General features: G+C 74.4%; 19 protein-coding genes and 2 pseudogenes. 10 read left to right on the top strand and 11 right to left on the bottom strand.

Going from position 1 to position 25,020, the window contains the following annotated elements:
* Positions 1 to 47 precede the first annotated feature (47 nt).
* Together ACPXCS_RS13430 and ACPXCS_RS13425 are read left to right on the top strand one after the other, a co-directional pair.
* Positions 48 to 518, top strand: a complete 471-nt coding sequence (locus ACPXCS_RS13430) for a GtrA family protein (protein WP_425946984.1) — start codon at positions 48 to 50, stop codon at positions 516 to 518.
* Between the two features lie 18 nt (positions 519 to 536).
* Positions 537 to 1,949 carry a hypothetical protein gene (locus ACPXCS_RS13425; protein WP_425946985.1) on the top strand — a complete coding sequence of 471 codons (1,413 nt, stop codon included), beginning with the start codon at positions 537 to 539 and terminating at the stop codon, positions 1,947 to 1,949.
* A 7-nt stretch (positions 1,950 to 1,956) separates the two neighbouring features.
* On the opposite strand, the gene ACPXCS_RS13420 is transcribed toward ACPXCS_RS13425, so the two are convergent.
* From ACPXCS_RS13420 to ACPXCS_RS13410, 3 genes are all read right to left on the bottom strand, one after another.
* Entirely contained in the window at positions 1,957 to 4,542 is a 2,586-nt protein-coding gene (locus ACPXCS_RS13420; protein WP_425946986.1) for a bifunctional FO biosynthesis protein CofGH, read from the bottom strand.
* A gap of 44 nt (positions 4,543 to 4,586) precedes the next feature.
* On the bottom strand, positions 4,587 to 4,793 hold the full coding sequence (locus ACPXCS_RS13415; protein WP_425946988.1) for a hypothetical protein: 207 nt from the start codon (positions 4,791 to 4,793) through the stop codon (positions 4,587 to 4,589).
* Between the two features lie 140 nt (positions 4,794 to 4,933).
* Positions 4,934 to 5,779, bottom strand: a complete 846-nt coding sequence (locus ACPXCS_RS13410) for an LLM class F420-dependent oxidoreductase (protein WP_425946990.1) — start codon at positions 5,777 to 5,779, stop codon at positions 4,934 to 4,936.
* A gap of 200 nt (positions 5,780 to 5,979) precedes the next feature.
* Between ACPXCS_RS13410 and ACPXCS_RS13405 the strand changes: the two genes are divergently transcribed.
* Positions 5,980 to 7,509 carry a CehA/McbA family metallohydrolase gene (locus ACPXCS_RS13405; RefSeq protein ID WP_425946992.1) on the top strand — a complete coding sequence of 510 codons (1,530 nt, stop codon included), beginning with the start codon at positions 5,980 to 5,982 and terminating at the stop codon, positions 7,507 to 7,509.
* Positions 7,510 to 7,518: 9 nt separating this feature from the next.
* On the opposite strand, the gene ACPXCS_RS13400 is transcribed toward ACPXCS_RS13405, so the two are convergent.
* Positions 7,519 to 8,346, bottom strand: coding sequence for an endonuclease/exonuclease/phosphatase family protein (locus ACPXCS_RS13400; protein WP_425946994.1), 828 nt, complete (start codon positions 8,344 to 8,346; stop codon positions 7,519 to 7,521).
* 100 nt (positions 8,347 to 8,446) lie between these two features.
* Between ACPXCS_RS13400 and ACPXCS_RS13395 the strand changes: the two genes are divergently transcribed.
* The 4 genes and pseudogenes from ACPXCS_RS13395 to ACPXCS_RS13380 all read left to right on the top strand — a co-directional run bounded on the left by ACPXCS_RS13395 (position 8,447) and on the right by ACPXCS_RS13380 (position 13,736).
* A complete protein-coding gene (locus ACPXCS_RS13395; protein WP_425946996.1) occupies positions 8,447 to 8,839 on the top strand; it encodes a nitroreductase/quinone reductase family protein in 393 nt (130 codons plus the stop codon).
* Between the two features lie 416 nt (positions 8,840 to 9,255).
* Positions 9,256 to 12,267, top strand: coding sequence for a BTAD domain-containing putative transcriptional regulator (locus ACPXCS_RS13390; protein WP_425946998.1), 3,012 nt, complete (start codon positions 9,256 to 9,258; stop codon positions 12,265 to 12,267).
* Positions 12,268 to 12,457: 190 nt separating this feature from the next.
* Positions 12,458 to 12,643 carry a hypothetical protein gene (locus tag ACPXCS_RS13385; protein ID WP_425947000.1) on the top strand — a complete coding sequence of 62 codons (186 nt, stop codon included), beginning with the start codon at positions 12,458 to 12,460 and terminating at the stop codon, positions 12,641 to 12,643.
* A gap of 168 nt (positions 12,644 to 12,811) precedes the next feature.
* A pseudogene (locus ACPXCS_RS13380) lies at positions 12,812 to 13,736 on the top strand (SMP-30/gluconolactonase/LRE family protein).
* Between the two features lie 230 nt (positions 13,737 to 13,966).
* Here the strand turns inward: ACPXCS_RS13380 and ACPXCS_RS13375 are convergent.
* A complete protein-coding gene (locus ACPXCS_RS13375; protein ID WP_425947002.1) occupies positions 13,967 to 16,339 on the bottom strand; it encodes a PQQ-binding-like beta-propeller repeat protein in 2,373 nt (790 codons plus the stop codon).
* Between the two features lie 192 nt (positions 16,340 to 16,531).
* Complete coding sequence (locus tag ACPXCS_RS13370; protein WP_425947003.1) at positions 16,532 to 17,254, bottom strand: VOC family protein; 723 nt, start codon at positions 17,252 to 17,254, stop codon at positions 16,532 to 16,534.
* Between the two features lie 134 nt (positions 17,255 to 17,388).
* On the opposite strand from ACPXCS_RS13370, the gene ACPXCS_RS13365 reads away from it, so the two are divergent.
* From ACPXCS_RS13365 to ACPXCS_RS13355, 3 genes are all read left to right on the top strand, one after another.
* Entirely contained in the window at positions 17,389 to 18,024 is a 636-nt protein-coding gene (locus ACPXCS_RS13365; RefSeq protein WP_425947110.1) for a TetR family transcriptional regulator, read from the top strand.
* 207 nt (positions 18,025 to 18,231) lie between these two features.
* Positions 18,232 to 18,657: a pyridoxamine 5'-phosphate oxidase family protein gene (locus tag ACPXCS_RS13360; RefSeq protein WP_402611912.1), complete on the top strand. Its 426-nt coding sequence runs from the start codon at positions 18,232 to 18,234 to the stop codon at positions 18,655 to 18,657.
* Between the two features lie 36 nt (positions 18,658 to 18,693).
* Entirely contained in the window at positions 18,694 to 19,359 is a 666-nt protein-coding gene (locus tag ACPXCS_RS13355; RefSeq protein WP_425947005.1) for a pyridoxine/pyridoxamine 5'-phosphate oxidase, read from the top strand.
* Positions 19,360 to 19,453: 94 nt separating this feature from the next.
* On the opposite strand, the pseudogene ACPXCS_RS13350 reads toward ACPXCS_RS13355, so the two are convergent.
* From ACPXCS_RS13350 to ACPXCS_RS13330, 5 genes and pseudogenes are all read right to left on the bottom strand, one after another.
* Positions 19,454 to 20,406, bottom strand: a pseudogene (locus ACPXCS_RS13350) (GNAT family N-acetyltransferase).
* 59 nt (positions 20,407 to 20,465) lie between these two features.
* Positions 20,466 to 20,678 (bottom strand): DUF4287 domain-containing protein, encoded by a 213-nt coding sequence (locus tag ACPXCS_RS13345; protein ID WP_425947006.1) that lies wholly within the window; start codon positions 20,676 to 20,678, stop codon positions 20,466 to 20,468.
* Positions 20,679 to 20,772: 94 nt separating this feature from the next.
* Positions 20,773 to 21,375, bottom strand: a complete 603-nt coding sequence (locus ACPXCS_RS13340) for a GNAT family N-acetyltransferase (protein ID WP_425947007.1) — start codon at positions 21,373 to 21,375, stop codon at positions 20,773 to 20,775.
* 75 nt (positions 21,376 to 21,450) lie between these two features.
* Positions 21,451 to 23,718: an MMPL family transporter gene (locus tag ACPXCS_RS13335; protein ID WP_425947008.1), complete on the bottom strand. Its 2,268-nt coding sequence runs from the start codon at positions 23,716 to 23,718 to the stop codon at positions 21,451 to 21,453.
* Positions 23,719 to 23,794: 76 nt separating this feature from the next.
* On the bottom strand, positions 23,795 to 24,994 hold the full coding sequence (locus ACPXCS_RS13330) for an aminotransferase class I/II-fold pyridoxal phosphate-dependent enzyme (RefSeq protein ID WP_425947010.1): 1,200 nt from the start codon (positions 24,992 to 24,994) through the stop codon (positions 23,795 to 23,797).
* Positions 24,995 to 25,020: the final 26 nt, after the last annotated feature.

The raw sequence follows: 25,020 nt of genomic DNA, 5'->3' as shown, positions 1-25,020 counted from the left end.
GCGCGTGTTTGGGGCGCGCGGGGGCGCCGGGTCGTTACGCTCGCCGGGTGCCGGTCCTCGCATCCGTGACGCTGCGTGCGCGCGACGCCGTCAAGGGCGTCTGGCGGGAGGCCGCCAAGTTCGGCGTCATCGGGGCCCTGGCCTTCGTCGTCGACAACGGCGGCTACAACCTGCTGGTCTTCGGCCTGCCCGGTGGCGCCGAGGGCGGGGTGATGCGGACCGCTCCCGTGCAGGCGTCCGTCGTGGCGACGGGTGCGGCGGCGCTCTTCAGCTGGGTCGGCAACCGGTACTGGACCTACCGCCACCAGCACCGCGAGAAGGTGACCCACGAGCTGGCGCTGTTCCTCGTCGCGAACGCCGTCGGGCTCGTCATCACCGCCGGGACGGTCTTCGCCTCGCGGCAGCTGCTCGGGCTCGACTCGGCGCTCAGCGACAACACCGCCCGCATCCTCGGCTGGGTACTCGCGACGCTGTTCCGCTTCTACGCCTACCGGCGCTACGTCTTCGTCGCCCTCTGAGCCGCTAGCATCCGGCATATGTCACAAATGGGACGGTTGTCGGATGCTCAGCGCTGGATCGCGGGTCTGGCCGCCGTCGCCGCGGTCTGCTGCCTGGGCACCGTCCTCGTCTTCGCCCCCGGCTTCCTGAGCCCCGACAGCCTCGACCAGCTCCAGCAGGCCGAGGGCAGCAGACCCCTGACCGACTGGCATCCGCCCGTGCTGAGCCTGGTGTGGCGGGCCCTCATCGCGGTGACCGGCTCGATCACGTCGATGCTGGTCCTGCAGTCCCTCGTCCTCTGGGGGGCGTTGGGGGTGCTGTCCTGGGCGGTGTGGGAGCTGACCGGGAGCCGGGCCGGTTCGCTCGCGGTGCTCGGGCTGGGTCTGGCGCCGTTCGTGCTGACGTTCGCCGGTGTGGTGTGGAAGGACGTGCACGCGGCGTTCGCGCTGCTCGCGGCGTGTGCGGTCGCCTTCACCGGGCTGCGGATCCGGGACAGCGGCGCGCGTCCCGCCGTGCGGTGGGCGCTGCTCGGGCTCGGCGTGCTGTTCCTGGCGTACGCCATGCTCGTGCGCAAGAACGCCTTCCTCGCCGCGCTCCCCGTCTTCGCCCTGCTCGTCCTCGCGCTGTGGCGCGCTCCCGGGCGCCGGACGTGGGTGACGTGCACGGCGGCCCTGGCGGCCGCACTCGTCGTGCCCGCCGCCGCCATCGCCCTGTTCGCGAAGCCGCTGCGGACCGAGCAGGGCGCGCAGATCATGCTCGACGACCTGGTGCACGTGCTGACGGTGGACGAACTGCGGTCGGCGGACGTGCCACCCGCGCTGCGCGACCGGCTGGTGGCCTCGGCCCGCGAGTGCGCCCGGACCGGCGACCTGTCCGACGCCTACTGGGCCTGCTACCAGCGCCCCGCCGACGGGCTGCGCGGGGACTCCGACGAGATCACCTCCCTGTGGCTGCGGGAGATGGGCGGGCACGTGCCGGGCTACGTCCAGTACCGGCTGCGGCTCTTCGCGACGCTGCTGTTCGAGACGGACTACGTGTACAAGGCGGGCATCACCCGCAACGACCTGGGCATCGAGGTCGCGCACCCGCAGCTGGAGGCCACGCTCGGCACGTACGTCGGCGGGATGGCGGCGGACCTGCGGTGGCTGTTCCGCGGCTGGTTCTGGCTCGCCGTCGCGCTGGTGCTGGCCGTCCGGCCGGGAACCGGCGTGTTCCGCCTGCCGGTCCGGACGCTGGGCGTCAGCTCGGCGGCCTACATCCTCGGCTATCTGCCGACCATGCCCGCGACGGACTTCCGCTACGTGTACTGGCCGGCGCTCGCCGGGGGCCTCGGGGTGCTGCTGCTGTGGGCGGGCCGGGGCACCGCGGCGCCGCCGCGCCCGGCGAGCCCCGGCGCCGCGGCCGGCCGCACGGTGACGGTGCGGCAGCCCACGGACGCCGGGAACCCCTGAGAGCGCGTCAGTCCAGCACCGGCAGCAGTTCCGGCAGGTGCCCGTCCGAGGCCCGCGCCGCCCGCTGCCGCTCCTCGGGGACCTCGCCGTAGAGGGTGGTGCGGGGCCTGGCCGGACGCCCGGCCGCGTCCGCCACGGCGATCAGGTCCTTGACCGACTTGTACGAGCCGTACGACGAGCCGGCCATCCGGGAGATGGTCTCCTCCATGAGCGTCCCGCCGAGGTCGTTCGCGCCCGAGCGCAGCATCTCCGCCGCGCCCTGCGTGCCGAGCTTGACCCAGCTGGTCTGGATGTTGGGGATCCACGGGTGCAGCAGCAGCCGGGCCATGGCCGTCACCGCGCGGTTGTCCCGCAGGGTCGGGCCCGGGCGGGCGATCCCCGCCAGGTAGACCGGCGCGTTGGTGTGCACGAACGGCAGCGTCACGAACTCGGTGAAACCGCCGGTGCGCTGCTGGATCGAGGCGAGGGTGCGCAGGTGCCCGAGCCAGTGGCGGGGCTGGTCGACGTGCCCGTACATCATCGTCGAGGACGACCGGATGCCCAGCTCGTGGGCCGTCGTCACGACGTCGATCCAGTCGGCCGCGGGCAGCTTGCCCTTGGTGAGGATCCAGCGGACCTCGTCGTCGAGGATCTCGGCGGCGGTGCCGGGGATGGTGTCCAGACCGGCCTCCTTGGCGGCGGACAGCCACTCGCGGACCGACAGGCCCGTGCGGGTCGCGCCGTTGACGACCTCCATCGGCGAGAAGGCGTGCACGTGCATGCCGGGGACGCGTTCCTTCACGGCCCGGGCGATGTCGAAGTAGGCCGTGCCGGGCAGGTCCGGGTGGATGCCGCCCTGCATGCACACCTCCACCGCGCCCACGTCCCACGCCTGCTGGGCCCGGTCGGCGACCTGGTCCAGGGAGAGGGTGTAGGCGTCGGCGTCGGTGCGGCGCTGGGCGAAGGCGCAGAAACGGCAGCCGGTGTAGCAGACGTTGGTGAAGTTGATGTTGCGGGTGACGATGTAGGTGACGTCGTCGCCCACGGCCGACTTCCGCACGTCGTCGGCGACCCGGGCCAGGGCGTCCAGCGCCGGTCCGTCCGCGTGCAGCAGCGCCAGCGCCTCGGCGTCGGTGAGCTTCGTCGGATCGTCGGCGGCCGTGCGCAGCGCCTGCCGTACGTCGGTGTCGATGCGCTCGGGGGCCATGCCCGGGGCGGCGGCCTCGCGCAGGGCGTCCCAGTCGCCGTACACCTCGTCGAAGTCGTCCCGGCGGTCCGACGTACGGCCCTCGGTGTCGATCGAGGAGTGCAGGTCGGTGCGGCCGGAGGCGGTGAAGACCTCCTCCGGCTCCTGCCAGGGCAGCCCTCGCGGCAGGGCCTCGGGGCGGGCCAGGCCGGTCTCCGGGTCGGCCAGCGCGGCCACGTGCGGACGCAGCCGCGGGTCCAGCCAGGGCTCGCCGCGCCGCACGAACTCCGGGTAGACGCAGAGCCGTTCGCGCAGTTCGAACCCGGCGGCCCGGGACTTCTCGGCGAGCTGCTCGATCTGCGGCCAGGGGCGCTCGGGGTTGACGTGGTCGATGGTGAGCGGGGAGACGCCGCCCCAGTCGTCGACGCCGGCGCCGATCAGCCGCTCGTACTCGTCGTCGACGAGGTTGGGCGGGGCCTGGATGTTGCCGCCCGGGCCCATCAGCAGCCGGGCGACGGCGACCGTGGCGACGAGTTCGTCCAGCTCCGCGTCGGGCATGCCGCGCATCGCGGTGTCCGGCTTGGCCCGGAAGTTCTGGATGATCAGCTCCTGGACGCCGTGGTAGGCCCGGGCGACCTTCCGCAGCGCGAACAGCGACTCGGCGCGCTCCTCGTAGGTCTCGCCGATGCCTATGAGCAGCCCGGAGGTGAAGGGCACGGAGGACCGCCCGGCGTCCTCCAGCACCCGCAGGCGGACGGCGGGCTCCTTGTCGGGCGAGCCGTAGTGGGGGCCGCCCGGCTCCGACCACAGGCGGGTCGCGGTGGTCTCCAGCATCATGCCCATGCTGGGCGCGACGGGCTTGAGCCGCTGGAAGTCGGCCCAGCTCATGACGCCCGGGTTCAGGTGGGGCAGCAGACCCGTCTCCTCCAGGATGCGGATGGAGATGGCCCGGACGTAGGCGATGGTGTCGTCGTAGCCGTGCGCGTCGAGCCACTCGCGCGCCTCGGGCCAGCGGTCCTCCGGCTTGTCGCCCAGGGTGATGAGGGCTTCCTTGCAGCCGAGCGCGGCGCCCTTGCGGGCGACGTCGAGGACCTCGTCCGGGGACATGAACATCCCGTGGCCCTCGCGGCGCAGCTTGCCGGGCACGGTGACGAACGTGCAGTAGTGGCACTTGTCCCGGCACAGCCGGGTCAGCGGAATGAAGACGCTCTTGGAGTACGTGATGACGCCGGGCCGGCCGGCCGCCTCCAGCCCGGCGTCCCGCACCCGGGCGGCCGAGGCCGCCAGGTCCTCCAGATGCGCACCCCGCGCCTGGAGCAGCACCGCCGCCTCGGCGACGTCGAGCGAGACGCCGTCCCTGGCCCGTTTCAGGGCGCGACGCAGGGAGTTCTCGGTGGGTCCGGTTCCGGAGGTCGCGGGAGTCGTCATCCTTCGAGCATACGAGTGCGCTGATCAGGCTCCGGGGAGCCCGGTCAGTGGAAGGCCAGCCAGCCGATGCCCAGGGCGGACACCAGACCGGCGGCGGCCACGGCGGCCGGCCGGACGCGGTGCAGCGCGAACCACAGCAGCGCGGCGGTCACCAGGACCGCTGCGGTGCCGACGGCGCCGCGCACCGGGCCCTGGCTGTAGCCGTAGTCGTCGAAATGGCGCGCGAGCCAGGAAAACCAGGCAAGCCTCAAGACGCTCTCCCCCGAGTCGACCGTGCACCGGGCCCGCCCCCCTGCGGCGCGATGGTCGGTCGCGCGCGGGTGCGGACCCGGTCCGTTACTGACCCGTAGTTTAGTTGGGAGGTGAACTCGGCTGCGTGGCACCCCTGTTGTCAGAGGTGTTCTCCCAGGCGGTCCAACGCCTTCAGTACCTCGCTCTCCCCCGCCGGCGGCAGCTGCACCACCACCTCCTCGATGCCGAGGTCGGCGTAGTGGGCGAGTTTGCCCGGGGTCGGGTGGACGGCGTACGGGACGATCTGGAGGGACTCGGGGTCGCGGCCCGCCTCGTTCCAGGCGGTGCGCAGCTTCGGCAGGGACTCGGACAGGCCGCGGCCGCCGATGGGCAGCCAGCCGTCGGCGTACGTGCAGACGTGGTCGAAGAGCTTGGGCCCGGCCGCCCCGCCGACCAGGGTGCGCGGACCGACCACGGGACCGCGCGGCTCGCGCACCGGCTTGGGGTGCGCCTCACTGGCCCGGACGCTGCCGAACTCCCCGTCGTAGGCGACCGGTTCCGGCGACCACAGCGCCCGCATCAGCGCCATGCGGTCCTTGACCAGCTCGCGCCGGGTGCGCCAGCGCACGCCGTGGTCGGCGGCCTCCTCGACGTTCCAGCCGAAGCCCACGCCCAGCGTGAAGCGGCCGCCGGAGAGGTGGTCCAGGGTGGCGATCCGCTTGGCCAGGTCGATCGGGTCGTGCTGGGCGACGAGCGTGATGCCCGTGCCGAGCCCGAGCCGCTCGGTGACGGCGGCGGCCTGGCCGAGCGCCACGAACGCGTCGAGCGTACGGCCGTACTCGCGCGGCAGCTCCCCGCCCGCCGGGTAGGGCGTGGTCCGCTCGACGGGGATGTGCGTGTGCTCGGGCAGGTACAGCCCGGCGAAACCGCGCTCCTCCAGCTCCCGGGCGAGCCGGGCCGGGGTGATCGTCTCGTCGGTGAGGAAGATCGTCACGGCGATACGCATGACCCATCTGTACCCGAGGGCGGACGGGGTGTCCATACCGACTGGTCGGCACCGATCTGCGGGCGCATGGCCCGTTCCCCTGCTCCCCGCCGTGGGATCCCCTTCCCTTGCACGCCGGTTCACGCCTCAATACAAGAGTTGCGCGCACCACCCCTGCACCACCCATGACAGGTCAGCGACGACACCTTGGGAGCAGCAGCATGTGCGAGGACAACCACGGCGGGCTCGGCCGGCGCGCTCTGTTCGTGACGGGAGCGGCCGCCGCGCTTACGTTGGGGAGCGTGAGCTTCGCTTCAGCGGACGGCCGGGACCAGGACGACGGCGGCCAGGAGACCAGAACGGTGCGGGGCACCCTGCCGCCCGGGTCGCCCGACTTCGTGTACGTGCCCGTCGAGGTCCCGGCCGGCGTCCGGGAGCTGCGGGTGGCCTACACCTACGACCGGCCGTCCGTACCGGCCGGCACCACGGGCAACGCCCTCGACATCGGCATCTTCGACGAGCGCGGCACCGACCTCGGGGGCAGGGGCTTCCGGGGCTGGTCGGGCGGGGCGCGCACGGAGTTCTTCCTCCGCGCGGACGACGCGACGCCCGGCTACCTCCCCGGCCCGGTGCGCGAGGGCACCTGGCACATCGCGCTCGGCCCGTACACGGTCGCCCCGCAGGGTCTGGCGTACGAGATCACCGTCACCCTGACGTACGGCGAGCCGGGCGAGGCGGCCCGGCCGGTGTATCCGCCGGAGCGGGCCAAGGGGCGGGGCCGGGCCTGGTACCGGGGCGACTGCCATCTGCACTCCTGGTTCTCCGACGGCCGCCGCACCCCCGCCGAGATCGGCGAGCTGGCCCGCGCGGCCGGTCTGGACTTCATCAACTCCTCCGAGCACAACACGCACGCCGCGCACGCCCACTGGGCCGACGTGGCCGGGGACGACCTGCTGGTCATGCTGGGCGAGGAGGTCACCACCCGCAACGGTCACGTGGTCGCCCTCGGCACCGACCCGGGCACCTTCGTGGACTGGCGCTACCGGGCCCGCGACAACCGCTTCGGCCGGTTCGCCCGGCAGATCCGGCGCGCCGGCGGCCTGGTCGTCCCGGCCCATCCGCACGCCACCTGCGTCGGCTGCAACTGGAAGTTCGGCTTCGGCGAGGCCGACGCGGCCGAGGTGTGGAACGGCCCGTACACGCCCGACGACGAAGTGGCGCTGGCCGACTGGGACAGCATGCTGGTGGCGTCCGTGCGCGACGGGCGCGACTGGATCCCGGCGATGGGCAGCAGCGACGCCCACCGCTCCCCGGACGCCGTGGGCAGTCCGCAGACGGTGGTACTGGCCGACGACCTGACCCGGCGGGCGATCCAGGACGGCATCCGGGCCGGGCGGTCCTACGTCGCCGAGTCCGCGAAGATCTCCCTGTCGTTCCGGGCGTCCGGCGGGCGCGGTGAGCACGCGGGCATCGGCGAACGGCTCGCCGTCGGCCGCGACACCCCCGTCACCGTCCGCCTGGAGGTCACGGGCGCCCCGCGCTGCACGGTCCGCTTCGTCACCGACCAGGGCGTGCTGCACACCAGCGCCCCGCTGCCGGTGTCCGGCTCGGGCACCGTCGAGTGGCGCACCACCCCGTCGTACGCGGCGTACGTGCGGGCCGAGCTGCGGCACGAGGCGGCGGCCGGTCCGGTGCCGGGGCCGCTGGCGGCGTTCACGAACCCGGTCTTCCTGGGCCGCCGCGCGGACTGAGGGAGCGGGTCAGGTGTCCTCGCGGCCGGCCAGGTCGGCCACCACCGCCGCGTGGTCGGAGGGCCACACCCCGTCCACCGGGCCGTCGCAGGCCCGCCGCACGGCCCGTACCCGGCCCAGGCCGCCGGGGCCGGGCGGGCCCACGTGGATGTAGTCGATGCGCACGCTGGGCTCGTGGGTCGCCGCCACGTACGGGTTCGCGGCGTCCCAGGTGGCGGCGGGAGCGGCCGGGTCGGCGTACTCCCAGGCGTCGAGGAGGACCTGGCCGGGCACGGCCGGGGCGGTCCTGTAGCCGCCGAGGAGGCGGACCTCGTCGGAGTCGGGCCAGGCGTTGAGGTCGCCGGTGACGACGGGCGGGAAGGCGGTGCCGCCGCGGTGCCGTGCGACGAACTCGGCGAGCGCGGCGGCCTGGCTGCGGCGGACCGCCGAGGCGTGCACCGCGGAGGTGAAGTGCGCGGTGAAGAAGGGCACCTCGTGACCGGGAGCGGCGATGCGCGCGTAGAGGGCCAGCCGGCCGTCGTCCATGTCGGCCGGGGCGGGCAGCGGCAGCGCGTCCCGGTCGACGACCGGCCACCGGCTGAGCACGGCGTTGCCTATGTCGACCGTGGGGTCCCCGAGCCGGGCCCGCCAGCGCTCCGGGGCGGGCGAGGCCGCCCAGGCGCAGTGCAGGCCCAGTTCGCCCGCCAGCCACTCGGCGAGGTTCTCCCCGCCGGCGGCCCACACCTCCTGCAGCCCGACGACGTCCGGATCCAGCTCCCGCAGGGCCGTCAGGACGGCCTTCTGCCGGGCCTGCCACGGCCCGAAGCGCCACCAGAGGTTCCAGGTCACTATGCGCACCGCCGGCCACCCGCTCCCGTCCCGCCGCGTCAGGGGATCATCATGGAAGCAGGGTGCCCCGCGGAAACGATGAGAACCGTGTGTGAAGGAGTCGTCCGCCATGTCCCACCGCACCGATCTGAGGTTCCGCGCCACCACGGCCTTCCAGCGCCGCGTCAACCCGCTCCTGCGGCGCCTGCCGCTGCAGACGGTCCTGGAGACCCGGGGCCGCGTCTCCGGGCTGCCCCGCCGCACCCCGGTGGGCGGCCGCCGCGTCGGCGACTCCTTCTGGCTGGTGTCGGAGTTCGGCGAACGGTCCCAGTACGTCCGCAACATCAAGGCCGACCCGCGGGTGCGGGTGCGCATCCGGGGCCGGTGGCACGAGGGGACGGCCCGTCTGCTGCCGGACGACCACCCGGTGGCACGGCTGCGCCGGCTGCCCCGGATCAACAGCCTGGGGGTGCGGGCGTTCGGGACGGATCTGCTGACGGTGCGGGTGGACCTGACCGGCTGAGGGTCAGCCCTGCGGCGTTGCGGCGGACCCCGGCGGCGGCCGGCCCGGCGTCCCACAGCTCGACGATCGGCAGGGGGACGAGCCGCCCGTGCGCGTCGGGGCCGCACCACCCCTCCGGACGTGCGCGGGCTCCACGGTGTGGTCGTCCACGGAGATGATCAGCGGGAACGTGCTCGCGTGGCTGTCCATGCGGTTCACCGCAGCAGCGATCTGCCGGATCGTCAACTCCGTGGTCAGGGGCGGATTCCGGACGCGGCGGCCTGATCGGGCCGCTCCGGCCGGGGACCCCTGCGGAGAGACTGTGCAGACCTCGTGGACTCCCGTGCGCCGCCCTGTGATCGGTGTCTCCCACGGCTGACGTATCCGCTCGCACAAGGCAAACTGGCGGGGTTGCTCAGGATGTCTAGGGGGACTGCATGGACGGTGTACCGGCCGGTGTACCGCGCGTACCGGAGCAGCGGCGTCCCGGCTCCGCACCGGAGTCACCGGGGCCGGTGGAGCCGGCGGGGCCGACCGAGGCGGCGCCGTCCGCGGCGCTGCGCTTCAGCGTGCTCGGACCCGTGCGCGCCTGGCGCGGCGCCGAGCCGATCACCACGGGCTCCCCCCAGCAACGCGCCCTGCTCGCCGCCCTGTTGCTGCGCGAGGGCCGTACGGCCACGGCCGCCGAGCTGATCGACGCCCTGTGGGGTGAGGAACCGCCCTCGCAGGCCCTGGCGGCGGTCCGGACGTACGCCTCCCGGCTGCGCAAGGTGCTGGACCCGGGTGTCCTGGTCAGCGAGTCCGGCGGGTACGCGGTGCGGGACCTCGCCGACGGCGCCCTGGACCTGGCCGTCGCCCAGGACCTGGCCACCGAGGCGGAGAAGGCCAGGACGGCCGGCGACCTCTGCCACGCCCGCGACGTGCTGCGGCGCGCCCTCGCCCTGTGGGACGGCGAGACCCTGGCCGGCGTCCCCGGCCCGTACGCGGAGGCCCAGCGCGTCCGCCTGGAGGAGTGGCGGCTGCAACTCCTGGAATCCCGGCTGGACATGGACCTGGAGCAGGGCTGCCACGCCGAGGCCGTCTCCGAACTCACCGCGCTCACCGCCGCACACCCGCTGCGCGAACGGCTGCGCGAGCTGCTGATGCTGGCGCTGTACCGCAGCGGCCGGCAGGCCGAGGCCCTGGCGGTCTACGCCGACACCCGGCGGCTGCTCGCCGACGAACTGGGCGTGGACCCGCGCCCGGGCCTGAGCGAGCTGCAGCAGCGCATCCTCCAGGCCGACCCGGGCCTGGCGGAGCCCTCCTCCCCGGCCCCCGAACCCGCCTCGGCCCCGGTCCGCCCGGCACAACTGCCCGCGACCGTGCCGGACTTCACCGGCCGCTCCGCCTTCGTGCGGGAACTCGGCGGGCTGCTGGCCGCCGCCGAGGGCCGTGTCATGGCGGTGTCGGCCCTGGCGGGCATCGGCGGCGTCGGCAAGACGACCCTCGCCGTGCACGTGGCGCACCAGGCGCGCGCGGCGTTCCCGGACGGGCAGCTCTACGTCGACCTCCAGGGCGCCGGCGCCCGGGCCGCCGAGCCGGAGACGGTGCTGGGCTCCTTCCTGCGCGCGCTCGGCACCGTCGACTCGGCGATCCCCGACTCCCTGGAGGAGCGCGCGGCGCTGTACCGCTCGATGCTGGCGGGCCGCCGCGTCCTGGTCCTGCTGGACAACGCCCGCGACGCCGCCCAGGTCCGCCCCCTGCTGCCCGGCACGGACGGCTGCGCCGCCCTGGTCACCTCCCGGGTGCGCATGGTGGACCTGGCGGGCGCCCACCTGGTCGACCTGGACGTGATGTCCCCGGACGAGGCGCTGGCACTGTTCACCAGGATCGTCGGCGAGGAGCGGGTGGCGTCCGAGCGCGAGGCCGCCCTGGACGTGGTGGCGGCCTGCGGTTTCCTGCCGCTGGCGATCCGCATCGCGGCGTCCCGCCTGGCGGCCCGCCGCACCTGGACGGTCTCCGTCCTCGCGGCGAAGCTCGCCGACGAACGCCGCCGCCTGGACGAGCTCCAGGCCGGCGACCTCGCGGTCAAGGCCACCTTCGAGCTGGGCTACGGCCAGCTGGAGCCCGCCCAGGCCCGCGCCTTCCGCCTTCTTGGCCTCGCCGACGGCCCGGACATCTCCCTCGCGGCGGCGGCAGCCGTGCTGGACCTGCCCGCCGAGGAGACGGAGGACCTGCTGGAGTCCCTCGTCGACACCTCCCTGCTGGAGTCGGCGGCCCCCGGCCGCTACCGCTTCCACGACCTGGTCCGGCTCTACGCGCGTGCGTGCGCGGAACGCGACGAACAGCCGCCGGGCGAGCGGACGGCGGCCGTCTCCCGCCTGCTGGACTTCTACCTGGCGTCGGCGGCCGGCGTGTACGCGATCGAACGGCCCGGGGACCGGCTGGTGGACCACCTGGCGCCCACGCAGTACCCGGGCCTGCGGTTCGGCAGCCGGCACGCGGCGCAGGACTGGCTGTACGCGGAGGCCATCTGCCTGCTGGCGTGCGTACGCCGGTGCGCGGCCCAGCCGGACACCCTGCCCCGGGCCATCGACCTGCTGTGGGCCGCGCACGACCTCTCCGAGTCGGGGGCCAACGCCCGCGAGTACGAGGCGACCGCCGAGGCCCTGCTGGAGGCGGCCCGGCTGCACGGCCTCGGGCGGGGGGAGGCGCGGGCGCTGACGACCCTCGTCAACGTCCACCACGTCGGCGGCCGCTTCGAGCGGGCCGACCAGGAGGCCGAGCGGGCCATCCTGCTCGCCCAGGAGGCCGACGACCTGCTGCCGGTCTGCTGGGCGCGCAACGCCCGCGGCATCATCGCGCTGTACCAGAACCGCCACGAGGACGGCGAGGAGCACCTGTCCCGGGCCATCGAGCACTTCCGGGCCCTGGGCGACCGCCCCGGCGAGGCCGCCGCACTGTGCAACCTGTCCCGGATCCACCTGGCGACCGGCCGCACCCAGAGCGCGGTGGCGCTGGCCCAGGAGGGCATCGACATCTACGACGGCATGGGCAACTCCCTGCGCGGGGCGAACGCCCGCTACGCCCTCGGTCTCGCCCTCACCCAGAGCGGCGAGCTGGGCGACGCGGCCGGGCGCCTCCAGGAGGCGCTGGAGGTCTTCCGCGACAGCAGGCAGCGCCTGTGGGAGGGGATGAGCCTGTTCCGGCTGGCCGAGGTGGACCTCGCCGCCCGGCGTCCGGCACAGGCCGCCGCCAACGCCGAGATGGCCCTCACCGTGCTGCGCGGGATCGGCGGGGAGTGGCGCCGGGGCAACGTCCTGACCGTGCTGGGCCGCGCGCTCAGCGGCATAGGGCAGACCGGCCGGGCCCAGGTGTGCTGGCAGGAGGCGGCCGTCATCTACGAGGAGCTGAGTTCCCCCGAGGCCGCCGAGGTGCGCGCGCTGCTGACTCCGGTGCGGGCGGCCTGAGCACCGTTCGGGGCGTGTTCGGGGCGTTCATCATTCGTTTATCGCCCCCCGCCATGCTGGACGTAGTCGATCCGTCGCGTCGGGGGGCAGACGGGTCGCCGCACAGGGCCCGTCCGGTCGGACTCGGGGGAGTGACCGGGCGGGCCCGCCGACCGCACTGCCCGATCCATGCCAAGGAGAGTTGACGATCATGGGTGACGAGCTCAAGCCGCAGGACCTGCACGCGACCGGCACGACGGACGGCGAGGCCTCCACGGAGGACCTGCACGCCACGGGTGAGGGCGTCGCGAAGACCGAGGACCTGCACGCCACCGCCGAGCCGCTGGAGACGAAGGACCTGCACGCCACGTCGGAGCCGTTCAAGCCGACGAAGTAAGCCACCACCACGCGGGGTTCGGCCGCGGCGGCGCGGAGGGGGAGCCGTCGCGGCCGAGGCGTGCGCGCCACCGGGCCGGGGGCCGGGCCGGTGGCGTGCGCCGGTGCCCCGGGCGCGCGACGGTGGGTCCGGAGCGATCACGGTCGGCCCTTTCCCGGAGGCGGCCCCATGCCCGGCGAGCAACCGCAGACGTACGAGACGCTCGACGAGCGGTTCCGCACCGGCCGGTGCCAGGCCGGGGACTCGACGCTGGAGACGCTGTTCGAGGGCTGCCGGTGGGCCGAGGGGCCCGTGTACGTGCCCGCCGGGCGCTACCTCGTGTGGAGCGACATCCCCAACGACCGGCTGCTGCGCTGGGACGAGACCACCGGCGCCGTCGGGGTGTTCCGGTCGCCGGCCGGGTTCCCCAACGGCAACACCCTGGACGGGCAGGGCCGGTTGATCACCTGCGGGCAGGGGGCGCGGCGGGTGACCCGGACCGAGCACGACGGTTCCGTGACCGTGCTCGCCGAGCGGTTCCGCGGGAAGCGGCTCAACAGCCCGAACGACGCCGTGGTGAAGTCCGACGGCTCGCTCTGGTTCTCCGACCCCGAGTTCGGGATCGCCAGCGACTACGAGGGGCACCGCGCGCAGAGCGAGATCGGCGCCCGGAACGTGTACCGGGTGGACCCGGGCAACGGGCAGGTGCACCTGGCCGCCGACGGGTTCCAGGGGCCCAACGGGCTGGTCTTCTCGCCCGACGAGCGCCGGCTGTACGTGTCCGGCAGCCTCGCCAACCACATCCGCGTCTTCGACGTCCGCGAGGGACGGCGCCCTCGGCGGCGACCGCGTCTTCGCCACGTGCGCGGGCGGCACGTTCGACAACATCCGGTGCGACGACCGGGGCCGGGTGTGGGCGGCCGCCATGGACGGGGGCGTGCAGTGCCACGACCCCGACGGCACCCTCCTCGGCCGGATCCTGGTGCCCGGCACGGTCGCCAACGTCCGCTTCGGCGGTGCCCGGCGCAACCGCCTGTTCATCGCCGCCGACACCACGCTCCACTCCCTGATGATGTCGGTGACCGGAACCCCGGCCCTGCCGGTCAGCCGGTGACCCTGCCATCCGCTGGGCTTGCTGATCCCGCCCCCGTGCGGGACTGACGCGCGTCAGTCGTCGGCGAGCGCCTGGCGGTCGTTCTCGCAGTGGTCGACGTCACCGCGTGGCGACCGGTGCGTACCCGGCGTAGCGTCTGCGGTGAGAGCGGCGACCGGGCCGCTCCCCCGAACGACGGCCGCCGTCCGGAACCCCTTCCGTGCGCCGGTGCGACGGCCGTCCCGGACGCGTCAGGCGGTGCGCGCCGTGCCCGTGCCCTTCTCCGCGTCCAGCGCGTACACGCAGCGGTCCTTGCTGCACGCGTACACCACCCCGTCCCGGACGACCGGGGAGCCGGTGATCTCGCCGCCGGTGGCGAGCTTCCAGCGCAGCCGGCCGTCGTCGGCCTTCAGGGTGTACAGCAGGTGGTCCGTGGAGCCGAAGTGGATGCGGCCCTCGGCGACCGAGGGGGCGCCGACGATGTCGCCGCCCGCCTGGAAGCGCCACTTGGGCGTGCCGGTGACCGCGTCCAGCGTGTAGAGGCCCTTGCCGCTGCCCACGTGGACGTGGCCGGCGGCGACCAGGACCGGCTCGACGGAGGCGCGGGCCTCGGTGGCGATGCGCCAGCGGTCGCGGCCGTCGGTGGCGTCGAGGGCGTAGACCGTGCCGAGGTAGTCGGCGAGGTAGATGCCGCCGCCGGTGACGGCCGGGCCCGGCACGAAGGTGGGCGGGGAGAGGAAGACGGCCGGGGCCTCGAAGTGCCAGCGCACGTGCCCGGCGGCCACGTCCAGGGCGAGCACGCGGGTGCCGGCGCAGACGTAGACGTACCCGTCGGGCGCCTGGACGATCCGGACCGGGACGCCGCCGCAGGAGGCCGCGTCGCCGATGGGGTAGGACCAGCGCTCGTCGCCGGTGCGGGCGTCGAGGGCGCGCAGCCGGGCGTCCTGCCACACGTAGACCGTGCCGTCGTGCAGGGCGGGCCCGGCCTCCGGGGACTCGAAGTCGGTCTGGCAGCCGGTGACCTCCCACAGCTTCTGGCCGCTGGAGGCCTCCCAGCCCTGGACGCCGCCGCCCCGGGTGCCGGTGACGACGGTGCCCCGGTCGGCCTTGAGCGCGTAGACCCAGGCGTCGGTCTGCAGGCGCCACAGATCGCCGCCCTCGCGGGCGTCCAGGGCGAACAGCGTGGGGCCGTCGGAGGCGTGGATGCGGCCGTCCGAGACCGCCATGGACCAGGCGACGTCCCGGGTCTTGAAGCGGCGCCGGCCGGTGGCGACGTCGAGGGCGTGCACCTCGAAGGAGGTGACGTAGACGAGGTCGCCGGCGACCGAGGGGGTGCCCCAGACGTCGTTGGACATGCGGAAGCGCCAGGGGCGCCAGCCGCCGGGCTGCTCGGGCGGGGCGGCGGGGGCCACGGGCGCGGCGACGGCGGGGTCGGCGCCGTTGACGCCCGGGCGGGGCTTGGACCAGGAGGCGGCGAGGGCGGCCTCGGGAGGGGGCGCCTTGACCGCGGCGGCGCGGACGTCGGCGACGCGCGGGCCCGGGCCGATGGGCACCTGGGCGCCGGCCAGCCGCACGGGGCCGGTGTCGGGTCCGCCGACCGGGGCGGGCACCGGCGCGGGCGCCGGGACGACGGGGTCGTGCGAGGGCGGCGGCGGGATCGGCGCCGGGCCGGGGGCGGGCCGGCCGCCGCCGCTGCGGCCGGAGCCCGCGGCGGGCTTGGCGGCCGGGCGGCCGTTGCGGCGGGACTCGATCAGGCCCACCGCCCGCTCGGGCAGCCACGCGGAGGCCGTGCCGCTGTCGTCGGAGCCGGAGCCGAAGAGGTGCGGGGCCAGCTGCGCCTGGAGGTCGGCCGGGTTGGGGCGGGCCGTGGGGTCCATCTGCATGCACGACTCGATGAGCGGGCGCAGTTCGTCCGGGAGGCCTTCGAGGTCCGGGCCCTCGCGCAGCAGCATGAAGACGGTCTCGACCGGGTTGGCGCCGTGGAAGGGCGGGTGCCCGGTGGCGGCGAAGACGAGCATGGAGCCGAGCGAGAAGACGTCGCTCGCGCCCGTGACGCTGCGGGAGTCCTTGGCCTGCTCGGGGGACATGTAGGCGGGCGTGCCGACGGCCACGTTCGTCATCGTCAAACGCGTGTTCGAAACGCCGGACGCGATACCGAAGTCGATCACCCGCGGGCCGTCCTCGACGACCAGGACGTTCGAGGGTTTCAGGTCCCGGTGCACCAGGCCCGCCCCGTGGATCGACTGGAGCGCCTCCGCCACACCCGCCGCGAGCCAGCGCACCGCCTGGGCCGGCAGCGGCCCACAGTCGTTCACTATCTCTTCCAGGGAGGGCGCGGGGACGTACGCGGTGGCCAGCCAGGGCACGGCGGCGCGCGGATCGGCGTCCACGACGGCGGCCGTGTAGAAGCCGGAGACGGCGCGGGCCGCCTCCACCTCACGCGTGAAGCGGACCCGGAACAGCTGATCCTCGGCCAGCTCCGTCCGGACGGTCTTGATCGCCACGCGCCGGCCGGACGCCGAGCGCGCGAGATAGACCAGCCCCATGCCGCCGGCACCCAGCCGTCCCAGCACCTCGAACGGCCCGATCCGCCGCGGATCGTGCTGCGTCAGCTGATCCACCACTCTGCCTGCCACCTCCCCGTACGAGCCGCGCCAAGCCACATCTTCCACGCGACCCCGTGCAGCGTCTCACCACCGCACCGCCATGGCGGCACGCACCCCGATTCTTCCTGGCCAAAGCCGTGGTGGCGAACCCGGTGACCATTGGGGTGTCTCCGTCCATACGGGGACGAAACATGACCAGTGGGTGGCCGCTCAGCGGCGCAGCAGCGCGAAGGACGCCCCCTGGTCGTCCGTGACGACGGCCACGGTGCCGTAGGAGGTCTCGAACGGCGGGGCCTGGACCCGTCCGCCGAGCCGGGTCACGTCCTCCAGGGCGGCCGGGACGTCCTCGACGGCGAAGTGGACGAGGAAGTGGGGCGGCATCTGTGCCGGGAAGACGTCGGAGACGGGGGCGCGGCCGACGTCGGGGTCGGCCTCCGGCCCGAACAGGGCTTCGTGGAAGAGCTCCCCGTAGAAGCTGTTGGCCGTCTCGGTGTCCCGGGCGTACAGCTCGGCCCAGGCGAAGGTGCCCGGCTCGTGCCGCCTGCCGAAACCGGGGTGCTCCCGCGGCTGCCACAGGGCGAAGACGGCCCCCTCCGGGTCGGTGACCAGCGCGGTGACGCCCAGCTCGGCGGCCGGCACCGGCGACTGCACGACCTGCCCGCCGGCCGCCTGGATCCGCCGGACCAGGGCCCGGGCGTCCGGGGTGGCGAAGTACACCGTCCAGACGGTGGGCAGCCGGCCGTCCGTCTTGCGGACCAGCGCGGCCACCGGTTCCCCGTCCTTCAGCGCCCGCGTGAAGGGTCCGGACCAGTCCTCGAAGGTCCATCCGAAGAGTTCGCCGTAGAAGCGCTTGCCCGCCTCGACGTCGGGAAGCTGCGCGTCCACCCAGCAGGGGACGCCCTCCGCGTACACCGATGCCCTGTTTTCGGCCATGCCGCCAACGTAACCGCGACCGCCGCAACCCGCAGACCAGGCACACCCGCCTCCGCACTCCCGGGCACCCCATTTGCAGTCGGCCGAATCGCGCCCCGATCACGCCTCGGTAAGCTGACGTCATGACAGGACAAGTGCGTACCGTCGACGGCCGCGTGGCCGGTCGGCGTGGGCAGGCGACCCGGCAGAAGCTGCTCGACTGCCTCAGCGAGATGCTCAGCTCCTCCCCGTACCGGGACGTCAAAGTCATCGATGTCGCCCGGAAGGCGGGCACTTCGCCCGCGACCTTCTACCAGTACTTCCCGGACGTCGAGGGCGCCGTCCTGGAGGTCGCCGAGCAAATGGCGACCGAGGGCGCGTCGTTGACCGAACTCCTGGAGGGCCGCTCCTGGGCCGGCAAGGCCGGCTGGCAGACGGCGCAGGAACTCGTCGACGGCTTCCTGGAGTTCTGGCGCAAGAACGACGCGATCCTCCGGGTCGTGGATCTCGGCGCCGCCGAGGGCGACAAGCGCTTCTACAAGCTCCGCATGAAGATCCTCAACTCGGTCAACAACTCCCTCGCGGACGCCGTCGCCGAGCTCCAGGCCAAGGGCCGGGTCGACAAGGACGTGAATCCGGCGGCCGTCGCGGGCTCGCTGGTGGCGATGCTCGCCGCCGTCGCCTCGCACCAGAAGGGCTTCTCCTCCTGGGGCGTGAAGCAGGCCGAACTGAGGCCAAACCTCGCACTGTTGGTGTACCTGGGCGTCACGGGGAGGAAGCCGACGAAGTAGCCGGTCCCGGCGGCCTCTCCTTACCCAAGTCCTGTCTGGCAGGCGGTGGTTCACTCCGGTGGACCACCGCCTGTCGTGTTGTGCGGGGACCGGCGGGTGCGGCGCGGCGACGGGTCGTTGCCGCGGCCGTCGGCGGCCTGGGAGGAACACGTCCGGCGCGTCCCGGCGTTGGACCGGGCAGTGACCGTTTCGCCGAAGGAGACCGTGGTGGCCCTGACCCGCGAAGAACGTGAACAGTTCCTGGCCGAGCCGCACATCGCGGCGCTCGCGGTCGACGCGGGGGCGGGCCGCGCCCCGCTCACCGTGCCGATCTGGTACCAGTACGAGCCCGGCGGCGACATCTGGATCATGACCGGGCGCGACTCCCGGAAGAACGAGCTGATCGGTGCGGCGGGCCGGTTCTCCCTCATGGTGGACCGGGTCGAGCCCACCATCCGGTACGTGTCCGTCGAGGGACCCGTGGTCGACACGGCCCCCGCGACCCTCGAACAGCTCCGGGAGATCTCGGCACGCTACCTGCCGGCCGAGAAGGTCGACGGCTACGTGGACTTCGCCTGGAAGAACCACGGGGAGCAGCTGGTGCTGCGGATGCGGCCGGAGCGGTGGGTCTCCTCGGACCTGGGGCAGGTGTGAGCCCCCCGCGACCGCCGCAGCGGTGACAATCGGGGCATGGCAACCGATCTTCACGCGCTGCTGAGGTCGCAGCGGGTCTGGGACCCGCGGACCACGCAGTTGCGGCCCTTCGACCCGGCCACCGCCCCCGCGGCCCCGCTGGCCCTGTTCACCGAGTGGTTCGCGCAGGCGGTGGCGGCCGGGCAGTCCGAGCCGCACACCATGTCCCTGGCCACCTCGGACGCCTCGGGCCTGCCCGACGTACGGATCGTGATGCTGCACGGCGCGGACGACGAGGGCTGGTCCTTCGCGTCCCACGCCGGCAGCCGCAAGGGCCGCCACCTCGACGGCCGCCCGTATGCCGCGCTCGGCTTCTACTGGCCGGTGCTGGGCCGCCAGGTCCGCGTCCGCGGCCCGGTGTCTGTCGCGCCGTCCGAGGAGTCCCAGGGCGATCTGCACGCCCGCTCGACCGGTGCCCTGGCCGCCGCCCTGACCGGCCGCCAGAGCGAGGTCCTCGGCTGCCTGGAGGAGCTGAACCGGGCCTCGGAGTCGGCGTGGGAACGGGCCGCGCGGGAGCCGCAGGCACCGGTGCCCTCCTGGACGCTGTACCGGCTGCGGGCCGAGGAGGCCGAGTTCTTCCAGGGCGACGAGCGGCGACGGCACGTCCGGCTGCGCTACCGGCGTGCGGAGGGGGGATGGACCCGGGAGCTGCTCTGGCCCTGACCGCCGGTCGGGTCCGGGGCACCGACACTGCGCTCCCGGGCACCGGCGGCGCGGTCCCCGCCCGGCCCGCCGCCGGCCGCTGCGCCGCGCCGCCTCACGCCTCGCCGCCCCGCCCGGAGCCGTGCAGCCCGGAGCCGTGCAGCCCGGAGCCGTGCAGCGCGGAGTCACGCAGCCCGGAGCCGTGCACCACGAAGTCGTACACCGCGAAGTCCGCGACCGGCCGGAACCCGATCCGCCGGTACAGGCCGTTGCTGGTCGGGTTGGCCAGGTCCGTGAAGAGCAGCACCTCGTCCGGCCCGGCGGCGCGGGCGGCGCGGGCGACCTCGGCCGTCACGGCGCCCGCGTAGCCGCGGCCGCGCAGGGGCGCCGGGGTGTAGACCGGGGCGACGCGCACCTGGCCCGCGACCCTCGGACTGGTGCCCGCCATGGCGACCGGGGTGCCGTCGGGGGTCTCCCACAGGGTGATGCCGCCGCTTTGGATCCGGGCGTCGGCCCACTCGGCGGCGTCCCGGACCGTGCCCGCTCCCACGGCCTCGGCGAACTCGTCGTGCCAGCGCACGAGGAGCGCGCGGTCGGCCTCGCCGGCGATCCGGGGCCCGCCGGGCGGTACGGGCCCGGGCGCGGTCGGTGTGCCCAGCCGGTAGAGCCGCTGCCGCTGCCGCAGGACGGCCGGGACGCCCGTGTGCCGCCGCCAGGCCCGCACGAACGCGGCGGCGGTGTCCCGGTCGGCGCTCACACCGGGCAGGGGCGTGCCGAGGGCGGCCAGCCGCGCGGCGAGGACGTCGGCCTCCCCGGGGGTGAGGGCGGTCAGGTTCAACCAGTGCGGTGGCGTGCGGAAGAAGGCCGCCCGGACCGTCCCGTCCCGCTCCAGCGCCCCGAACTCCGGCTCGCCGTCGCCGTACACCCGCGGCCCCGTCTGCGCAGCGTCTCCGTGACGGTCAGCGGGACGGTGTGCAGGGCCGGCCGGGAGCGCAGGAAGTCCCCGGCCCTGTGCAGGAAGCCGTCGAGGTCGCGGGTGAGGTGCCAGGTGCCCGGGTCGGTGTCCATGCCTCATGGTGCCGCCGGCCGGCCTCGGGACCCTCCTGGTTTTTCGCCCGTCCGTCAGCTCACGTGCCGCTGTCCTCGGCGAGGGTGTGGGCGACGAGCGCGTTGGCGTGGCCGTGGCCCAGGCCGTGCTCGGTCTTGAGCCAGGCGACCAGCTCCATGTGCCGGGTCAGCGGGGAGGAGCGGACGAGTTCCTGCCAGTCGGCGATCGGCCGGCCGTACTTCTTCTCGATGGAGGGGAAGTAGCTCGCGGGGCCCTTCACGGGTGCGGTCATCTCGGCTGGTCCCTTCTCTGTGGTCACCGCGTAGGACCGGCGGGGCGGCGGGGACTGAGCGGCCGGGGCGTGTGATCCCGGTCACCCGGGGTGTTCAAGGGGCCGCCGGGGCCGGGTCCGTGGCCAGCCGGGCGTGGAGGTGGGCGTCCCGGAACGCGTCGTGCCGGCCCTCCTGGAAGATCGCCCCGCGCAGGGTGCCCTCGTGGGCGAACCCGCACCGCTCCGCTATCCGGCACGAGACTTGGTGACCGACCGCGTGATCCAACTCCAGGCGGTGCAGCCCCAGTTCCCCGAAGGCCCAGTCGGCGGCGAGCAGCAGGGCCCGGGTGGCGACGCCCCGGCCGCGGGCCTCGGGAAGCACCCAGTAGCCGACGCGGGCGGCCTTCAGGTGGTACTTGATCTCGTTGATCCCGATGTGCCCCAGGGCCTCGCCGGTGTGCGCGTCCCCGACACGGAAGGAGACCGAGGTGCCCTCCATGGCGCTCTGCGCCCGCGCCAGCAGGGACTCGCGGGCACTCCTCCGGTCCGACACCAGCCGCAACGGGGTGTTCCAGCGGCGGAACTCCGGGTCCCGCATCCCGCGCAGCCAGGTGTCGATGTCGGTGCCCGATCCCGCGTCCCAGGGACGCAGGGCCAGGCCGTGGCCGCGGAGCTCCGCGTGGGGGCCGGTCAGGGACTGGTCGCGTAGGGAGGCCATGGGGCCATTCAATCCCGTACCCCGAGGTACGGGATCGGGGACGGCAGGATCGGCGGACCCCGCCGCCGGCCGGGCTCACCTCCCGGGCGGGCCCGTGGGCTGCAACTCCTCGGCGGAACCGGCGGACTGAGGTACGGCCCCGGGACGCGGCCGGGCACGCGCCCACCCCGGCAGTGCCGGGAACCACCAGTTGGCGTCGCCGAAGAGCTTCATGAGGGCGGGCACCAGCAGCGCGCGGACCACGGTGCAGTCCAGCAGGACGGCGAGCGCGAGCCCGACGCCGAAGACCTTGAGCAGCAGCAGCGAGGACAGCGCCAGGGACACCGCGACGGTCACGAAGACCAGCGCGGCCGAGGTGAACAGGCGGCCCGTGTGCTGCAGTCCCAGCGCCACGGCCATCGGCGTCGGGTGCCCGCGGCGGTGCTCCTCGACGATGCGGGAGAGCAGGAACACCTCGTAGTCCAGGGACAGCCCGAACGCCAGGCAGAACATCAGGCTGGGGACGACCACGTCGGTGACCCCGGTGGCCGAGGCGTCGCCCAGCAGGCTCAGGAAGTGGCCGTCCTGGAACACCAGCACCACGACACCGGACGCGGCGCCCAGCGTGAGGACGTTCAGCAGCAGCGCCTTCAGGGGGATCAGGACGCTCCTGCTGAACAGGGTCAGCAGGAGCAGCGTCGCCGCGCAGATGATGCCGAGGGCGAAGGGAAGCCGGGCGGTCAGGGCGTCCTCCAGGTCGGCGAGGGCCGCGCCCGGGCCGCCGACCAGCGCGGGCGCCGGCGCGGGCACCGCCCGCAGGGCACGCGCCTGGTCGCTGCCCTCGGGGGACGACGGATTGAGTCCGCGCTCCGGCACGACCGCCAGCCAGGTCCCGCCGGCGCCGGTGTACGCGGCGGCGGCCCGGCCGGGCGCGGCGGTGCGCCGCCCCTCGCGGTAGGTGCCGGTCGCGGCGTCCACCCGGCGTACGTCCGGCACCCGGGAGAGCCGCTCGGCGTACGCGTCGAGGGCGCTGTCCGCCCGCCCTCCGGTGCCGAAGCGGGGCAGGACGACCTGCGCCCGGTCCATCACCGTGGGGTCGAAGTCGGCGCGCAGTTCCCTGGTGACCTGGGCGAGTCGCGTCGACGGCGGCAGGATGCGCTCGTCGTACATGCCCAGCCGTACGTCCGTGACGGGCGCCGCCAGCAGCAGGAGCACGGCGAGCAGGCCGGTGGTGGCCGCGACCGGGTGCCGCATGGTGCTCCGGGCCAGCCGGAACCACCTGCCGCGGGTCACGTCGGGCACCGGGCGGCGCAGCCGTGCGAAGAGGTCGAAGCGGTCGATGTGCCGGCCCAGCAGCAGCAGGAGGGCGGGCAGCACGGTGAGGGACGCCGCCGCCGAGGCGCACACGACGGCGATGCCGCCGTAGGCCACGGACTTCAGCAGCGGCTGCGGGAACAGCAGCATGGAGCACAGGCAGACGGTGAGGGTCGCCGCGGAGTAGACGACGGCGCGCCCGGAGGTGCGCAGCATCACCGTGAGCGCCTCGCGGGTGCGGCGTCCCGAGGCCGTCTCCTCCCGGTGGCGCCGCACCAGCAGCAGGCAGTAGTCGACCGCGAGTCCGAAGCCCAGGATCGTGGTGATGTTGAGGGCGAACGCGGACACGGTGACGTGCTCGGCGAGCAGCCGCAGGAAGACCATGCTGACACCGGCCGCCAGCGCGCCCACGGCCACCGGCAGCAGCGCCGCCGGCAGACTGCCCAGGACCCACAGCAGGATCAGCAGGACGAGCGGTACGGCCATGAGCTCCGCCCGGTGCAGGCTCCGCTCGCTCAGCCTCTCGGTCTCCGACAGGACCAGGGCCTTGCCCGACATGGACACCCGCAGCGGGCCCACCCGCTCCGGGAAGCGGTCCTGCACGTCCCGAGCCGCCGTGCGGACGGTCTGCTCGTCGCCGCGCAGGTGCACCAGCACCACGGCGGACCGGCCGTCGGTGCCGCGCAGCTTCGGGTCCCGGGCCGGCCAGGCGCAGGTCACCTGGTCCACCCGCGGATCGGCCTCCAGCCGGCGGCACACCTCGCGCCCGGCCGCGGCCGTCCGCCGTGCGTCGAGCGGCCCGGGGGCGTCCGCGCGGACGATCAGCTGGGGCCCGACGACACCGAACCGGGTGGCCAGCGTGGTCTCGGCGCGGCTGGACTCGGCCGACTCCAGGGTCCAGCCGCCCTGGGACAGCCGTCCGGTGAGCCCTTGCGAGGCCACGGCGGACAGGCCGCCGAGCAGACAGGCGACCAGCACCACCACCCAGGCCCAGCGCCTGGCCCTGTGCTCGTCACCGGGCGAGACGGTCCCGGCCGGCTTCGTCGTCACTTCCGTACCCCTCCTTCAGGGCCGCGGTGGGCCCTGCCTCGTGCGCGGGGCGGGACGTCCGCCGCGGGCCCGCACGTCACTGGGGTTCCTCGGCCAGGGCCCGGGAGACCAGGAGCGCGGCGCGCTCCAGTTCCTCCTCGGTGTGCGCGGCGGTGACGCCGAGGCGGAGCCGGGCACCGCCGATGGGCACCGCGGGCGGGAACAGCGGGCCGACGAGCAGCCCCTGGTCCCGCAGCCGGCGGGTGACCCGGGCGGTGCGGTCGACCGAGCCGACCGGGACCACCACCACGTGGGCGGCCGACCCGGCGATGTCCACGCCCGCCGTGCGCAGGCGCTCGCGCAGCGACCGGGCGGTGCGCGCCAGACGCTCGCGCCGCCGGGGCCCTTCCTTCTCCAGCACCTGGAAGGCGGCGAGGGACGCCCCGACGGCGGCGGGCGGCAGCCCGAGGGAGAGCAGGTAGGCGACCGCCGTGTGCCGCAGCGCGTCCACCACGCGCGCGCCGGCGCAGACGAAGCCGCCCGTGGAGGCGAAGGCCTTGCTGAACGTCCCGGTGATCACGTCGACGCGGTCCAGCACACCGAGCTGTTCGGCGGCGCCCCGTCCGCGGGGGCCGAGCGGTCCGGCGCTGTGGGCCTCGTCGACCACGAGCACGGCGTCGTACGCCTCCGCCACGTCCGCGATCTCGGCCAGCGCGGCCAGGTCCCCGTCGGCGCTGAAGAGCCCGTCGACCACGACGATCCGTCTGCCGGGTCCGGTGCTGCGGCGCAGCAACTCGTGCAGATGCTGGACGTCGTTGTGGCGGAACGGCGCCATGTGGGCTCCGGACAGCCGGATGCCCAGGGTGATGGAGCCGTGGTTGAGGTGGTCGGTCAGCACGGTGTCCCCGGGCCGGGCCAGCGTGGCCAGTGCTCCCACGTTGGCCTGCATGCCGGTCGGGAAGAGCAGCGCCGCCGGCTTGCCGAAGTAGTCCGCGACGGTCGCCTCGAGCTGCTGGTGCAGCGTGGTGAAACCGCCGACCGCCTGGGTGCCGTAGGCGCCGGTGCCGAAGCGCTCGACCGCCTCGACCGCCGCGTGCCTGACCTGGTCCAGCCGGGAGAGCGCGAGGTAGTCGGCCGAGGCGAAGACGGTGACCGGCTGCTCGTCACCGTCGGCGGAGCGGATGCGGGCCGTGGTGTCGCAGGCCTCGGCGACGACGGGGAAGAGGGGGTAGCAGCCTTGCCGGCGCCAGGTGTCGACGGTGTCGAGCGCGCCGTTCACTGCCGGGGAGAAGTCCATCAGAGCCGTCCTCGGGGGGTGGGCCG

Source organism: Streptomyces sp. DT190, assembly GCF_049846985.1.
Lineage (GTDB): Bacteria > Actinomycetota > Actinomycetes > Streptomycetales > Streptomycetaceae > Streptomyces.
This window is presented reverse-complemented; position numbering and strand designations above follow the sequence as displayed.